Source organism: Acinetobacter sp. ANC 4654 (assembly GCF_002135425.1).
Lineage (GTDB): Bacteria > Pseudomonadota > Gammaproteobacteria > Pseudomonadales > Moraxellaceae > Acinetobacter > Acinetobacter kyonggiensis.
The window spans coordinates 32,162-46,896 of sequence record NZ_NEGL01000011.1; the positions used below are offsets into that span (position 1 = coordinate 32,162).

Sequence of the window (14,735 nt, forward strand, 5' to 3'; positions counted from 1 at the left end):
GTAGTAAAATTAAAAAATTGCAGTACAAGTTTGAAATTGCACTGCGATCATTAAATTAGCATCACTTTAGTTTTACTTAAGAATTGATTTTGGCTTATTCGAAAGAGCTTTCAAGTTCTTCCAATTCCATCATCAATTCAAGCACTTGCTCTTCAGCTTGTGCTAATTTTGCTTTGAGTTCAGTTTGCTCATTCATCAGTTTTAGCAAATCATCCTTACGGTTCGCTTCATATAGCGCGCTATTACCTAATAAAACTTCAATTTCTGCTAAGCGTGGCTGAACTTTGGCAATCTGAGCTTCATTTTTTTCAATATCTTTACGAATTGGACGACTTAGCTCACGATTACGCGCTGCTTCTTTACGCTGCGCTTCTTTATCCAATTTAGAAATGGTGGGTTTTACTTCCACTTGTGATTGAACTGGTGCAGCGGGTTGTTGCCCAGTCTTCATCATGTCAATACGTGCTTGGCGTAACCATTCTGCATAAGCAGTTAAGTCACCATCAAATTCACGACTTTGACCGCCATGAACCAAGATCAATTCATCACAGACTGAAGCAATCAATTGACGTTCATGCGAAACCAGAACCACCGCACCTTCAAAGTCTTGTAGTGCCATCGTCAGTGCATGACGCATATCTAAGTCTAAATGGTTGGTTGGTTCATCTAGAATTAACACGTTTGGACGTTGCCATACAATCAGTGCTAAAGCCAAACGAGCGCGTTCACCGCCAGAGAAACTTTCACTTGGCGTGTCCATACGTTCGCCACTAAAACCAAAGCTGCCTAAGAAAGAACGTAAGCTCGCTTCACTGATTTTTCGATCTGCAATACGTGCCAATTGCAACATTGGGCTGGCATTACCATCCAAAGCATCCATTTGATGCTGGGCAAAATAACCAATATTCAGCAGTTCAGAATCTTTACGCGTCCCTTGTAATAATTGTAAATCGCCAACCAGTGATTTAATCAGGGTTGATTTACCTGCACCATTCATTCCCAATAAACCAATTCGACTGGTTGGGGTAATTTGTAGGCTAACATTGGTCACAATCAGTTTTTCACCGTAACCAATATCGGCATTTTCAAGTTCAAGTAAAGGTGAACTCATTTTCGTTGGTTCACGGAAACTAAAGGTGAACGGTGTATCGACATGTGCAGCAGAAAGTTCCTGCATCCGTTCCAGTTGTTTAATTCGGCTTTGCGCTTGTTTGGCTTTGGTGGCTTGTGCTTTAAAGCGGTCGATATATTTTTGCAAATGTGCACGTGTTTCTAATTGCTTTTCATAGGCTTGTTGTTGTTGTGCTAAACGCTCACTACGGGTACGTTCGAAAGTCGAATAGTTGCCAGTATATAAAATCAGTTCTTGATTTTCGATATGTAAAATATGATCGGTAATGGCATCTAAGAAATCACGGTCATGTGAAATAAGAACCAAAGTTCCTTCATAGGCTTTCAACCAATCTTCTAACCAAAGAATTGCATCTAAGTCTAAATGGTTGGTTGGTTCATCAAGCAGTAATAAATCTGAACGGCTCATGAGGGTACGTGCAAGGTTCAGACGCATACGCCAACCGCCCGAGAAGCTTGAAACATCGAGTTGTGATTGATGTTCAAAGAAACCTAGACCTGCCATGAGTTGTGATGCTTTAGAGGATGCTGAATAGCCATTAATTTCATCAAAGCGACCATATAAATGGGCAAGTTCATCATCACTTAAGCTGTCAGGATGATCCAGTTTGTTCTGAATTTCCCAATACTCTTCATCACCAGACAAAACAAAATCAATTGCTTTCATTTCTAAAGCTTTGATTTCTTGTGCCATATGGGCGACGGTCCACACTGCAGGGCGGGTTAAAGAACCACTGTCTGATTCCATGCCGCCAAGGAGTGCATTAAATAATGTTGATTTTCCTGCACCATTGACGCCTGTTAAGCCAATTTTCCATCCTGGATGTAGCTGCATGGATGCTTTTTGAAATAAAACACGTCCACCGCGACGTATAGAAAGTTGATCTAACTGAATCATTGAAATATCTAAATGAGAAGAATGGTGCGCGTATTCTAAAGGAAGCGACTCAGAAAAGAAAAAATCTGAGGCATTATTCTTGGATAAAGGGGATTCTTTGCGTAAATAAATAAAAATGTGACAAATTGTTTAAAAAATAACCTTTCGTCAGAAATGAAATCAAAGCTCTATTTTTGCCCTTAAAACAACACTATAGTTATTTTTAGAGGAGTTATTGAAAAAAAATAAGGAAAGATGATGAAAAAAGGAATTTGGCTGGTCTCCACGGGACTGTTATTGAGCTGTTCAAGTTTGGCTCAAGCAAAACAAGATATCTGTGTGTTTGATTTGCTCGGCAAAGCAGGTGAATCTTATAAAATGATGGAGGAATGGGCACTCGCTGCAAAAGGATGGAATACAGATGTCCGATTAATTGCATATCAAAATGAAGAAAAAGCAGATAACGATTTTAAAAATGGAAAATGTGATGCCATTTATATGACCACCATGCGGGCACGTGCATATAATAAATTTGCAGGTTCTATTGATGCTTTAGGGGGTGTTCCCAGTAATGCAATTGCGCATAAAGCCATCATTTATGTGCTAGACAAAAGAAATATTAAAAGATTAAAAACAACCATTGATAATGTGCAATATGAAGTGGGGGGTATTGGACAAATTGGGCCTGCATACATTTTCGTTAAAGATCGTAATATTAATACGATTGAAAAAGCGGCAGGGAAAAAATTTGCCGTTTTAGAATATGATAAAGCACAAATTGCTATGGTCAAACGAGTAGGTGCGATGCCTGTTCTGTCAGATGTTTCAGATTTTGTCAGTAAGTTTAATAAAGGGCAAGTTGAAATGGTCGGTGCACCCGCTTATGCATTTAAACCTTTAGAAATGGACAAAGGTTTAGGCACGAATGGGGCACTTTTTAACTTTCCAGTGCTGAATGTGACGGCCGATTTAATTTTTAATACGGAAAAATTTCCAAGCAATTTGGGCATTCAATCGAGAGATTGGTTTATTAAACAATTACCGCGTCAATTTGCGATGGTGAAACGTTTAGAAGAGGGTATTCCTGCGAAATATCGCATGCAATTATCCAAAGAAGAAAAAGAAAAATATCAAAAATTATTAAGAGATGGTCGCATCGAATTAACCAAGCAAGGCATTTATGATGCTTCGATGATGACAGTGCTGAAAAAAGCCCGTTGTACGGTAGAGCGAACCAATTTTGAATGTTCTTTAGGGGGTGAATAAACCTGCTCCACAAACGAATTGTAAAATAACGCAAATTTTTTGCGGATGAGCTAATAATTTTTATTATGTAAGTTTATGATTTTATTTTAAATTTATAGAATTAAAAAAAATTGATCTACAGAACATAAAAAAATGGAGCAAATGCTCTATTTTTTTATTGTGAACTTGCTTAATATTTATGGCGTGAATGGACATTCGTCAAACAACAAGATTCTAAAAAGGACCGCCACAATGAAAAAAACGATTCTCGCATTAGCCGCATTTTCTGCTGTAGGTTTAGCGACGACAGCTCAGGCAGCTAAAGTGGATGTATGTGTATTTGACTTACTGGGTAAATCTGGTGAATCCTATCAAATGGCTCAGGAATGGGCGCTTGCTGCCAAAGGATGGGGAGCGGAAATTAATTTAATTCCACGCCAAGATGAAGCAGTTGCTGATAATGATTTTAAAGCAGGCAAATGTGATGGCGTTTTTATGACGGCGATGCGTGCACGTCAATATAATAAATTTGTGGGTTCTATTGATGCTTTAGGTGGTGCACCAAGCAACACGATTGCACAACGTGCGATTACTTTTGCCCTTGATCAGCGTAATGCGCCAAAAATGGTGAGTAATTTAGGGGGTAAAAAGTATGAAGTGGCTGGTATTGCACCTTTAGGCTCGGCTTTTATTTTTGTACGTGATAAAAAGATTGATTCGATTGAAAAAGCAGCGGGTAAAAAATTTGCTGTATTAGGCTATGATGATGCACAAAAAATTATGGTGCAACGTGTTGGTGCTCAAGCGGTCATTTCTGACGTTTCTAACTTTGTAGCCAAGTTCAACAATGGTCAGGTGGATATGGTGGGAGCACCTGCTTATGCGTACAAACCTTTAGAAATTTATAAAGGTTTGGGTTCCAATGGTGCGATGTTTAATTTTCCAGTACTACAAGTCACAGCCGATTTTATTATCCGTCCAGATCAATTCCCAGCAGGCTTTGGACAAAAATCACGTGATTGGTTCGTGAAAAATTTACCGAAAAGTTTTGCCATGATTAACCGTCTTGAGACCAGTATTCCTGCCAAGTTTAAAATGAACTTAACCGCTGAAGATAAAACCAAATATCAAAAATTGCTTCGTGAAGGTCGTATGGATATGACCAAACGTGGAATTTATGATGTTGGCATGATGGGCGTATTGAAAAAAGCACGTTGCTCTGTCGATAAAGCCAATTTTGAATGTTCACTTGGTGGTGAATAGTATTGATTTTTAAAAATAAAGCCTAGATTAAATCTAGGCTTTTTTGTCGAATTAAATCTGTCATTTTTGCCATTGTTGTCAGCTCAAAAAAGCGTAGTCTTAAAAAATGGTGATAAAATTTTTTATCATAAAAATGAAATCAAGGATTACGTTTGTGATTCATGATAAATAGATAAATAAAAACTCAAAAAGCTTCAATCTCAGATTGAATGAAAACAAAGAAACAAGGAAGAAAAAAATCATGATGCCATGGTCTAAAACACTGCTATTGGGTATGAGTTTGTGTGCTGTAACGGGTGTTACTCAAGCAAAACAAGTAATGTGTGTATTTGATTTAGTCGGTAAAAGTGGCGATGTTTTTACCCTGATGAAAGACTATCAACTTGCAGCCAAAAATTGGGGTGCAGATATTGAATTACGTGTGGGTCAAAATGAAGCGGTCATTGCTGAAGATTTTAAAGCAGGTAAATGTGATGCAATTAGTGTCACAGGAATGCGCGGTCGTCAGTTCAATGATTTTACTGGCTCTTTAGATGCGATTGGCGCGATCCCCGATTTAAAACTTGCGGTGAAGGTGATGCAAGGTCTAGCCAGTCCAACTTTTGCTAAACATATGGTACACGGCAAATATGAAGTGGTGGGGGTGATACCCGTAGGTGATGCTTATCTAATGGTCAATGACCGAAATATCAATACTGTGGCGAAAGCAGCAGGCAAAAAAATTGCAGTCTTAGATTATGATGAAGCACAAAAAATTATGGTTCAGCAAATTGGTGCACAAGCAGTCAGTGCGGATGTCACTAACTTTGGTGCTAAATTTAACAATGGTCAGGTCGATATTATTGGCGCACCTGCCGCTGTATTTAAACCTTTAGAGTTACATAAAGGATTAGGCAGTAAAGGCGCTATTGTGAATTATCCAATTTTACAAGTTACCGGTAACCTCATTATTCGTCCAGATAAATTTCCTGCTGGTTATGGACAAAAATCACGTGAATGGGTGAAAAGTCAGTTGCCTCGTGCTTTTGGTATTTTAGGTAAAATGAAATCGGATATTCCCCAAAAATATTGGATGCAAGTTCCTAGCGCAGATAAACCGGGTTATCAAAAATTGATGCGCGAATCACGTGTCGATTTAACCAAACGTGGGATTTATGATAAACGGATGATGAAATTATTATGGCAATTCCGTTGTAAGGAAGACCCAAAAAATTTCGAATGTAGTCTTCAAGATGAGAACTACAAACAATCTTGATAAAAATACTCAGATTTAACTTTAAATCTTCAAAGACTGACCATATATTGGGTATGATATACTTGAATTATGGTCTTTATCTTTTAAAGACATCTGAATTGAACAGAGGAATCCAACATGAATGCCCAAACTTTGGTGCTGACCGACAATGCTGCGAATAAAGTACGCCAATTGCGTGATAGTGAAGGCAACCAAGAATTAATGTTACGCGTTTATGTTACAGGTGGTGGTTGTTCAGGTTTTTCTTACGGTTTTAACTTCGCTGAAAGCATGAATGAAGATGATGCTGAATTTATCAATGGCGATGTCAAAATGCTGGTGGATTCTTTAAGCTATCAATATCTTGTAGGCTCAGCAGTCGATTATATTGAAGGCTTGGAAGGTTCACGTTTTGTGGTACAAAATCCAAATGCAACAACAACCTGTGGTTGTGGTTCATCTTTCTCGATTTAATAAAAAGCTTGAAAAAAAGCCCTCATTTTTTGAGGGCTTTTTATTGAAAACAGAATATATGATGGTGTTAAGAATAAATCGTTAGGCTTCTAATTTAGCAGCTTCTAAAATATCAAAAACAACGGTTGTCACGTCTTGGCTTAAATCACGATTGTTGAAAATTTCATGTGCTGAAATGGTGACATCTGTATCACTTGGCAGTAAGCGTTGTTCTTCTTCAATCAAATGTTGAATGGGCAATAAGGTGTGTTTGATTTGCAAATGAAGAATATCGCTGAATTCAAGATTTTCATCTTCTAATTCAATCAATTGTTCATTCAAAAAGGGTAATAAAATTGAATGGAGGTAAGGCTGAATCTCAAGAATATCAAAGATTTCGATCTCACGTGTTTGCTCAATCGTACTAATGTGATCATTCATTTCAATCAGAATATGGTAGTAACTCACACGCGTCTCCAGAGATTTTATCTTGTTATTTCTGTACATCACAATAACATGAAATACGGACTATTTCCGTTCTATTATTATGCATATACTTATAAAAAGTAAGGGATTTTTACATTGTATCTCAGTCGCTGCTTAACGGGCATGTAACAAAGCTAAATCGGCAGGGGTTAGGCTGAAATTTTGCATATTTTGATCCTTCATCATTGGATACATCAGTGCGACGGGGTCTTGATTATGTTTTAAACCCAGCGCATGTCCAAATTCGTGTGCGAGGGTAAGACGTAAATCATCTTTGGATGAAAACTCATAAATATTAATCTGTTTGCCATTAAACAGTCCTTTATCAAATAACCGAGCTTGAAAGCGTTGATTAAATTGATCAATAGATTGATTTAATTGGTTGTTAATTTGATTGAGTTCGCTCACCTGATCATTTAATTTTTGAATTTTTTGGTTGTACAGATTGATTTCTTGTTCTAGCGCAAAGATTTGTTGTTGGAGTTGATGACGTTGTTGTATAAACAGATCACGCTGTGAGGGATGGATACCCCCATTTTGATTCATCATGGCAATTTGCTGATTATATTGGTCTAATTGAGCATCTAGTTGTATTTTCTTCGTGTCGAGTAGGACATTGGCACGATCTATTTCATCTTTAAGTTGCTTGAGGTTTTGATTCTTATTTGACCAAATTTGCTGATTTTGTTCAATATTACCTAGTTGTTGACGGCGTTGATTCGATTCATCTTGGCGCTCATCGTAGATTAAATGAATCGTAAGTTTGGCATTCGGGTCATAAATAAAATAATCTTTGCCTGTGCCTAGTTCCCAAATATCAGTGGCTTGTTGACTCAGTTGTATGACCTGCTCTTTGCTTAAACCAAAACGCGGGTCAACTTCGGCAATACGATAACGTAGACGCGTATCGAAAGGATGCTTAAGTCGATCAGACACTGCGTTATAGCGAAGTTGATGGTGGTGATGTGTTTGATAGGTCATCAACAACAACCAAATAACGGCAAGAATCAGGCTGAGCATACGCATAAAATTGATTAATCTAGATCACTGGATTTGAGAGCAATAGATAGATGGATTGGGTCAATAAGCGTAGGTGCTAATTCCCCTGAAAGTAGCAATATTTTGATTAAAGTATTCATTTTACCCATTCTTGAAGATATTTTATTTTGTTGATGACTTTAGCAAAAAGCATGCTTGAATACATTAAAAATGGACATAAAAAAACCGCGCTTATGCGCGGTTTTTTTATAACTTAATTAAAGTGACAAATTATTTTTTATCATCTTTAACTTCAGTGAACTCAGCATCTACAACGCCGTCATCTGCTTTTTGTTGTTGACCCGCATCGCCACCTTGGAATGCATTTGGATCAAAACCTTCAGCACCGCCTTGAGCACCTTGAGCTGCTTCATAAGCACGTTGGCTAATTGGCATGATGATGTTTTGAAGCGCTTCAGTTTTCGCTTTGATTTCTTCTACATCATTTTCTTTGGTCGAAGCTTCAAGCTCAGTAACCGCAGTTTCAATCGCTGTTTTTTCGTCAGCAGTCACTTGTTCACCAAGATCTTTCACTGCTTTTTGAGAAGAAGACACTAATGCATCAGCTTCGTTACGTGCTTTCGCTAGTTCTTCGAACTTACGATCTTCTTCAGCATTCATTTCAGCATCTTTAATCATCGCTTCAATTTCAGCATCGCTCAAACCAGAGTTTGCTTTAATCTGGATCGATTGCTCTTTACCCGTGCTCTTGTCTTTTGCAGACACTTTCAAGATACCATCGGCGTTGATGTCGAAAGATACTTCAATTTGTGGCACACCACGTGGCGCAGGTGGAATGTCACCCAATTGGAAGTTACCTAACAATTTATTTTGCTGCGCCATTTTACGTTCACCTTGGAACACAGAAATGTCTACAGCAGGTTGGTTGTCAGCAGCAGTTGAGAACACTTGAGATTTCTTCGCAGGAATCGTGGTGTTTTTCTCAATAATTGCAGTTAACACGCCGCCCATGGTTTCAATACCAAGTGTAAGTGGTGTTACGTCAAGTAAAAGTACGTCAGTTTTGTCACCAGACAATACTGCACCTTGAATCGCAGCACCCATGGCTACAGCTTCGTCAGGGTTCACGTCTTTACGTGGCTCTTTACCGAAGAATTCTTGTACTTTCTGTTGAACCATTGGCATACGTGATTGACCACCGACCAAGATTACGTCAGAGATGTCGCTTGTTGAAAGACCAGCATCTTTAAGCGCAATACGGCAAGGTTCAATGGTACGAGCAACAAGGTCAGCCACTAAGCCTTCAAGTTTTGCACGTGTTACGTTGATCACTAAGTGTTTAGGACCAGTCGCATCAGCCGTGATGTACGGAAGGTTAATTTCCGTTGCATTTGACGAAGAAAGCTCGATTTTTGCTTTTTCAGCTGCTTCTTTCAAACGTTGTAATGCAAGTGGATCTTGTTTCAAGTTGAAGCTTTGTTCTTTCTTGAACTCTTCAACTAAGTATTCGATTAACGCATTATCAAAGTCTTCACCACCAAGGAATGTATCACCATTGGTTGATAATACTTCAATTTGTTGGTCGCCATCTAAGTCAGCGATTTCAATGATAGATACGTCAAAAGTACCACCACCTAAGTCGTAAACTGCGATTTTACGGTCGCCTTCTTTTTTGTCCATACCGAACGCAAGTGCAGCAGCCGTTGGTTCGTTGATGATACGTTTAACTTCTAAACCTGCGATTTTGCCCGCATCTTTAGTTGCTTGACGCTGCGCATCATTGAAGTAAGCAGGAACCGTAATCACGGCTTCAGTTACTGTTTCACCTAAATAGTCTTCAGCAGTTTTTTTCATCTTTTTCAAGATTTCAGCTGAAACTTGTTGTGGCGCGAGTTTTTTATCGTTCACATCAACCCAAGCATCACCATTGTCTGCTTGAATGATTTTGTAAGGTACAAGACCAATGTCTTTTTGTACTGCTTGGTCTTGGTACTTACGACCGATCAAACGCTTGATGGCATACAATGTATTTTTTGGATTCGTTACTGCTTGACGTTTCGCAGATTGACCAATCAGAATTTCACCATCTTTGTATGCAACAATTGATGGAGTAGTACGCGTACCTTCTGCATTTTCGATTACTTTAACTTTGTCGCCTTCAAGTACAGCGACACAAGAATTTGTTGTACCTAAATCGATACCAATGATTTTAGCCATTTGGATGTTTCCTCTAAATTTTTTACAATGTTTTTGCTTGTTATCCGATATGAGAGCCATTCAATTTTTTTCAAGTTCTTTAAACGAAAAAAATAGAAAAACTCTCGAATTTCTTTACTTTATTGACCCACTAAGACCATTGCAGGGCGAAGTAAACGGTTTGATAAGGTATAACCCTTTTGTAATACAGTGCCGATTTCACCTGCTTTAGCATCGGGTGCGATACCCACTGCTTGGTGTAAATCTGCATTAAAACCGTTATTCATATCCACTTCTACTACACCGAACTTTTCCAGCGTATGTAGCAGTGATTTTAACGTCAGTTGCACACCTTCAAGTAATGCTGATTCCGTGTCACCTGCAGCTTGAATTGCGCGTTCTAAGTTATCAACCGAGTCGAGTAGCTCTTTTGCGAACTTCTCAATCACCGTTTCTTTGTGCTTTTCAGCATCACGTTGAATACGTTCCACGCTTTTTTGCGCTTCGTATACAGCATTGGCTGTACGTGCTTTTTCAAGTTTTAAACTTTCTTCCAAGTTTTTAATTTGTGTTTGTAAATCTTCAACTGAAACGGCAGTTTGCTCTGTTTCAGCTTGAGTTTGTGCTGTTTGTTGATCAACTTGCTCTTGCCCAAGATCCTGAACTTGTTCGTTTTGCTCAGTTGCCATAGATTTACTCCGTTTAAATGGGTTCTTAAACATGTACAGTCCTTTTGGCTGCAGTGTTAACTGGGTTAATCCTGAACTGCCATGAGTGATAAAATTCATGATTACTACAAAGGTCGGGGCAGGCGATAAAAATTCAAGCGAGACAAGCAATTAAATCTGTTTAATTTGATGAAAAGCGTTAAAAAATACCGTTTTTCGCGCAATTGGGTAAAAATGATTGGATTATTGATGCTTAGCTTGATGTTATAGATAAAATAATGACCCACTTAAAAAAGCCCAAGGGCATCAGGTACTGAGTGATCACCTTAAGGGCAACCCGAAAATAGCAGTACACGCCAATACTTATTATAAGCAGAGACAATTTCCCCACTTTTGCAGACCCTTCTTAAATCTTGCAACAAATTCAAAAATAAAAAGTCTTCACATTAAAAAATGTGCTTTAAGCTCATCGCAGTAAATATTATGGTGGTTGCTGTTAACAAAAATTTAATTCCGAAACAAAGTGCTGCATCATCGTGAACAATATAAAGTTTAAAATTTTGTGATCGTTATTTGTGTTAATGCATAAAAAAATGCCCAGTAAAAAAGGGCATTCAATGGCGTAGATAAAAAGATTTTAATCGTCGTGACCATGACGTTGCTGTTTATCATAATCTCGGCGAGGTTCATCCCAACGTTTTTTTTGAGATTGATCTTGCTGTTGTATTTTTTGACGATTTTTCAGATCTGATTTTTCGCGTTGTTGGTCAATCCGTTGGCGTTCACGTTGCTTCGCATCCCAACCCGATGAATTCGGTTGATTTTGTTCAGCGTACTTACGTTGTTCACGTTTTTTGCGATCCCAATCCGACTGTTTTTGACGATTTTGTTCCCATTGACGACGTTCAAGTTCACGCTTTTGACGTTCTAGCTCTAAACGGTTTTGTCGTTGTTGATATTCCCAATGTTGACGATTACGCTCACGATCATAGCGATAGTCATAATCTCGATCATAATGACGGTCGGAGCGATTGTCATAACGTCCAGCGTAATAACCGTCATTTTCAGGGAATGCTACGCAACCTACAGCTAAAAATGTGGTTGCTAAAGCCAGTAGCATGAGTTTTTTAGCCATAGCCTATATCCTTCTTTTTAAGGAGTAGCAAAAACACTCCGAAATATACGTGGAAATTGTCAATGACAAGGTATAAAAAGAAGATTAGCGTATGAATGGTTTTACTGTGTATATAGATGATTAGACTTCTATAAGATTATGGTCACTTATAAGCCGATCATGTAGAAAATATGAAGAATATAAAAAAAGGAAGGTGCATGAATGGTTGCTTTTAATCAAACGCTACAGACGATCATCGAAAAAGGACAAGGCATCGCAGCACGCACTTTAGATCGCTTGCCGAGCCTTGCGCAAGAGTCTTTGGTTAAAGTTTTAGGCTATCCCTATCAATATCCTGAGCTTGACCCATTAATCAAATGCATGATGGCTGTACAGTTAAAACAAGGCAATCGTGGTTTTATTGGTGCAGATGTCATTCGTGCCCGTAAAGCCTTTGACCTGCAAATGCAGTCGATTAAGAGCAAACCAACCCCTGTGAAGCAAGTCGAAGATATACGTTTGCCTTTACACAGCGGCACGATCTTCGCGCGACATTATCATCCTGCCCCAAGTAAAAAACTACCGATGATTGTGTTTTATCATGGTGGTGGTTTTGTCGTGGGAGGGCTAGATAGTCATGATGAAGTGTGTCGTTTACTTGCTGTGTATGCGAAAGTGCAAGTTTTAAGTATTGACTATCCATTAGCACCCGAAACCAGCCCAATAAAATTAATTCAAACCTGTGAAGATGCCTTGGCATGGGTCTATCAAAATAGAAAACAGTTTAAAATTTTAAAAAATAGAATTTCAGTTGCTGGCGATAGCGCAGGGGGTAATATTAGTACGGTGGTTGCACAGCGTAGTGCCCATAAAGTATATGCACCGCAAGCCCAATTGCTCCTCTATCCCGTTGTTGATTTTAAAAGTCGTCATCCATCGTTCTATGCCTATAAAGATGGTTTGCTTCTGACAGGAGAGGATATTGATTTTGTGACGCACTATTATGCAGAACAGCATCAAGTGGCATTAGATGATCCGATTATTTCTCCCACCTATGGTAAACACGATAAGTTACCACCTGCATACGTGATTACAGCGGGTCATGATGTATTACATGATGAAGGTGAAATTTACGCCTATAAACTACGGCATCGTGGCGTAAAAGTGCATTACCAAGAATATAATGATCAACCGCATGGTTTCGTCAATCTCACCCCAATTTCTTCTCGCGCTAAAAAGCACTTCATTGAAATTAGTAAGAACTATAGAAACTTTTGGGATAAACACGCTTAAGCTTTTTTCTTAATTGATGTAGCCACCATATAAAAAGGTGTTTCACGTGAAACACCTTTTTATTTTTTCGCAATTTTAGCTTTGGGTAAGGTCAGTTGAAATTCGGGCACATAAAAACTGTGTAAATATTTCGCTTGAGAAAAATCAGGGAAGATATCACGCGTATTTTTCCATGCGACTTGTTTTAGTTTACATAGCTTGCCACGAAATTGAGGGCTGAATTGATAATGTAAACCTTGCCATGTTTGTTGGATGTTTAACAGTCGTGCTGGTAAATGATGGCTATTCATATAAAAAGTTTGGCTATGTTTGTACTTATATAGGCATAAGCTCATTTCTTGTTGTTCAAATGAAATGGTGCAATACACCACATCATCTTTGATTACCCATTCAAATTGGGCAAGTTGTTTTGGAATGCCCCAAAAATATTGACCATGAATAACGGAAGTCTCGGTCGACACATAAATTTTAGCAATGGAAGATAAGTGTCTTTTACTGATTAAGGGGTGGTCTAAAAGGAGCAGTTCATCATATGGGCCAATAGGGGACTCATGATAACGAATCAATATGATCTGTACCACTCGACCAATTGGAGACGGTGCAATGTGAAAAGCGTGATTGTGTTTAATAAAGTTTGGCGTTAACCAATAATTCAAAATAAAAGCATCACCATGTAAATGCCAAGGCGGATCATGATGAAAAGCCACTGTACTTAATGCTTCATTCATTGTAATTCTCATTTATCCCAAAAAGAGATACTGTTTTATTTATATTGAAAGATTAATATATAGTCATTCACAATGACAACTTGAAATAGAAGAGTAAAGAAATGTTAAAACAAACCCTATTCGCTGTAGGTGCTATATGTATAAGTTTACAAGCGATGGCTGCAAATAGCATTGTAGAAATGAAAACCTCAATGGGAAATATTGAAATAGAGCTCTTTAATGACAAAGCGCCTATTTCAGCAAAAAACTTTGAAGGCTATATAAAAGATAACTTCTATAACGGCACTATTTTTCACCGCGTTATTCCAGGCTTTATGATTCAGGGCGGTGGCATGGATGCCAACATGACAGAAAAACAAACCAAAGCTCCCATTCAAAATGAATCTTATAATGGTTTGAAAAATGTACGTGGCACTTTAGCGATGGCACGTAGCAACAATCCTAATTCAGCCAGTAGCCAATTTTTCATTAATACAGTCGATAACGACTTCTTAAATAAAAGTCAGATGAATGCAGGTTATGCCGTGTTTGGTAAAGTGACCAAAGGTATGGATGTGGTCGATAAAATTACCAAAGTTCCAACGGCAAACTTCGGTATGCACCAAAATGTACCGCAACAGGCCGTAAAGATTGTGAGTGTGAGCATTAAACCAGCAGTGGTGAAAAATTAATAAAAAAATAAAGCAGAAATATTTTAGTCATATTTTTGCTTTAAAATTATGTATTTATGTTTAAATTAGGGTGAAAATGAACCAAAATAGTGCATAAAAATACAACACTCGATAAAACAGTCAGTTAAAAGCGCTTGCTTGTGTACGAAATTGCCCTATACTGTGCTCATCCCGACGAGATAGCCGGAAACAAGCGAAGCACGAAGTGCTGAGATGTTAAGGATTATCAAGTTGAGCGACTTAATTACTGACGAAGTATTAAGAAGATCATTAAGAGATTATGAAGAACAACTTGTGTGGATTTTTACTGGTTGATTGATCGAAATTATTTTCATTGATTGATGGTAGAAATTACTCGAAGTTTATTTGAGAAATAT

13 protein-coding genes are annotated in these 14,735 nt (G+C 38.2%); 6 read left to right on the forward strand and 7 right to left on the reverse strand.

Annotation, left to right across the window (positions count from 1 at the left end; all coding sequences use genetic code 11):
- Positions 1 to 94: 94 nt before the first annotated feature.
- Positions 95 to 2,029 (reverse strand): ATP-binding cassette domain-containing protein, encoded by a 1,935-nt coding sequence (locus B9T24_RS14935; RefSeq protein WP_086166508.1) that lies wholly within the window; start codon positions 2,027 to 2,029, stop codon positions 95 to 97.
- A 237-nt stretch (positions 2,030 to 2,266) separates the two neighbouring features.
- Between B9T24_RS14935 and B9T24_RS14940 the strand changes: the two genes are divergently transcribed.
- The 4 genes from B9T24_RS14940 to erpA all read left to right on the forward strand — a co-directional run bounded on the left by B9T24_RS14940 (position 2,267) and on the right by erpA (position 6,224).
- Positions 2,267 to 3,274 carry a putative solute-binding protein gene (locus B9T24_RS14940; protein ID WP_086166509.1) on the forward strand — a complete coding sequence of 336 codons (1,008 nt, stop codon included), beginning with the start codon at positions 2,267 to 2,269 and terminating at the stop codon, positions 3,272 to 3,274.
- A 231-nt stretch (positions 3,275 to 3,505) separates the two neighbouring features.
- Positions 3,506 to 4,516 (forward strand): putative solute-binding protein, encoded by a 1,011-nt coding sequence (locus tag B9T24_RS14945; RefSeq protein WP_086166510.1) that lies wholly within the window; start codon positions 3,506 to 3,508, stop codon positions 4,514 to 4,516.
- Between the two features lie 244 nt (positions 4,517 to 4,760).
- Positions 4,761 to 5,771 (forward strand): putative solute-binding protein, encoded by a 1,011-nt coding sequence (locus B9T24_RS14950; protein ID WP_086166521.1) that lies wholly within the window; start codon positions 4,761 to 4,763, stop codon positions 5,769 to 5,771.
- Positions 5,772 to 5,888: 117 nt separating this feature from the next.
- Positions 5,889 to 6,224: an iron-sulfur cluster insertion protein ErpA gene (gene erpA, locus B9T24_RS14955; protein WP_086166511.1), complete on the forward strand. Its 336-nt coding sequence runs from the start codon at positions 5,889 to 5,891 to the stop codon at positions 6,222 to 6,224.
- 81 nt (positions 6,225 to 6,305) lie between these two features.
- Here erpA and B9T24_RS14960 read toward each other — a convergent pair whose 3' ends face one another.
- From B9T24_RS14960 to B9T24_RS14980, 5 genes are all read right to left on the reverse strand, one after another.
- Positions 6,306 to 6,683 (reverse strand): hypothetical protein, encoded by a 378-nt coding sequence (locus B9T24_RS14960; RefSeq protein ID WP_170261097.1) that lies wholly within the window; start codon positions 6,681 to 6,683, stop codon positions 6,306 to 6,308.
- Positions 6,684 to 6,803: 120 nt separating this feature from the next.
- A complete protein-coding gene (locus tag B9T24_RS14965) occupies positions 6,804 to 7,715 on the reverse strand; it encodes a matrixin family metalloprotease (protein WP_086166512.1) in 912 nt (303 codons plus the stop codon).
- 243 nt (positions 7,716 to 7,958) lie between these two features.
- Positions 7,959 to 9,905, reverse strand: coding sequence for a molecular chaperone DnaK (gene dnaK / locus B9T24_RS14970; protein WP_086166513.1), 1,947 nt, complete (start codon positions 9,903 to 9,905; stop codon positions 7,959 to 7,961).
- A 119-nt stretch (positions 9,906 to 10,024) separates the two neighbouring features.
- Complete coding sequence (gene grpE / locus B9T24_RS14975) at positions 10,025 to 10,573, reverse strand: nucleotide exchange factor GrpE (protein WP_086166514.1); 549 nt, start codon at positions 10,571 to 10,573, stop codon at positions 10,025 to 10,027.
- Positions 10,574 to 11,189: 616 nt separating this feature from the next.
- Entirely contained in the window at positions 11,190 to 11,687 is a 498-nt protein-coding gene (locus tag B9T24_RS14980; RefSeq protein WP_086166515.1) for a hypothetical protein, read from the reverse strand.
- 201 nt (positions 11,688 to 11,888) lie between these two features.
- On the opposite strand from B9T24_RS14980, the gene B9T24_RS14985 reads away from it, so the two are divergent.
- Positions 11,889 to 12,959, forward strand: coding sequence for an alpha/beta hydrolase (locus B9T24_RS14985; protein ID WP_086166516.1), 1,071 nt, complete (start codon positions 11,889 to 11,891; stop codon positions 12,957 to 12,959).
- A gap of 59 nt (positions 12,960 to 13,018) precedes the next feature.
- Here B9T24_RS14985 and B9T24_RS14990 read toward each other — a convergent pair whose 3' ends face one another.
- Positions 13,019 to 13,687 carry an acetoacetate decarboxylase family protein gene (locus tag B9T24_RS14990; protein WP_086166517.1) on the reverse strand — a complete coding sequence of 223 codons (669 nt, stop codon included), beginning with the start codon at positions 13,685 to 13,687 and terminating at the stop codon, positions 13,019 to 13,021.
- A 101-nt stretch (positions 13,688 to 13,788) separates the two neighbouring features.
- Here B9T24_RS14990 and B9T24_RS14995 point away from each other — a divergent pair, with 101 nt between their 5' ends.
- A complete protein-coding gene (locus B9T24_RS14995; RefSeq protein WP_086166518.1) occupies positions 13,789 to 14,358 on the forward strand; it encodes a peptidylprolyl isomerase in 570 nt (189 codons plus the stop codon).
- Positions 14,359 to 14,735 lie beyond the last annotated feature (377 nt).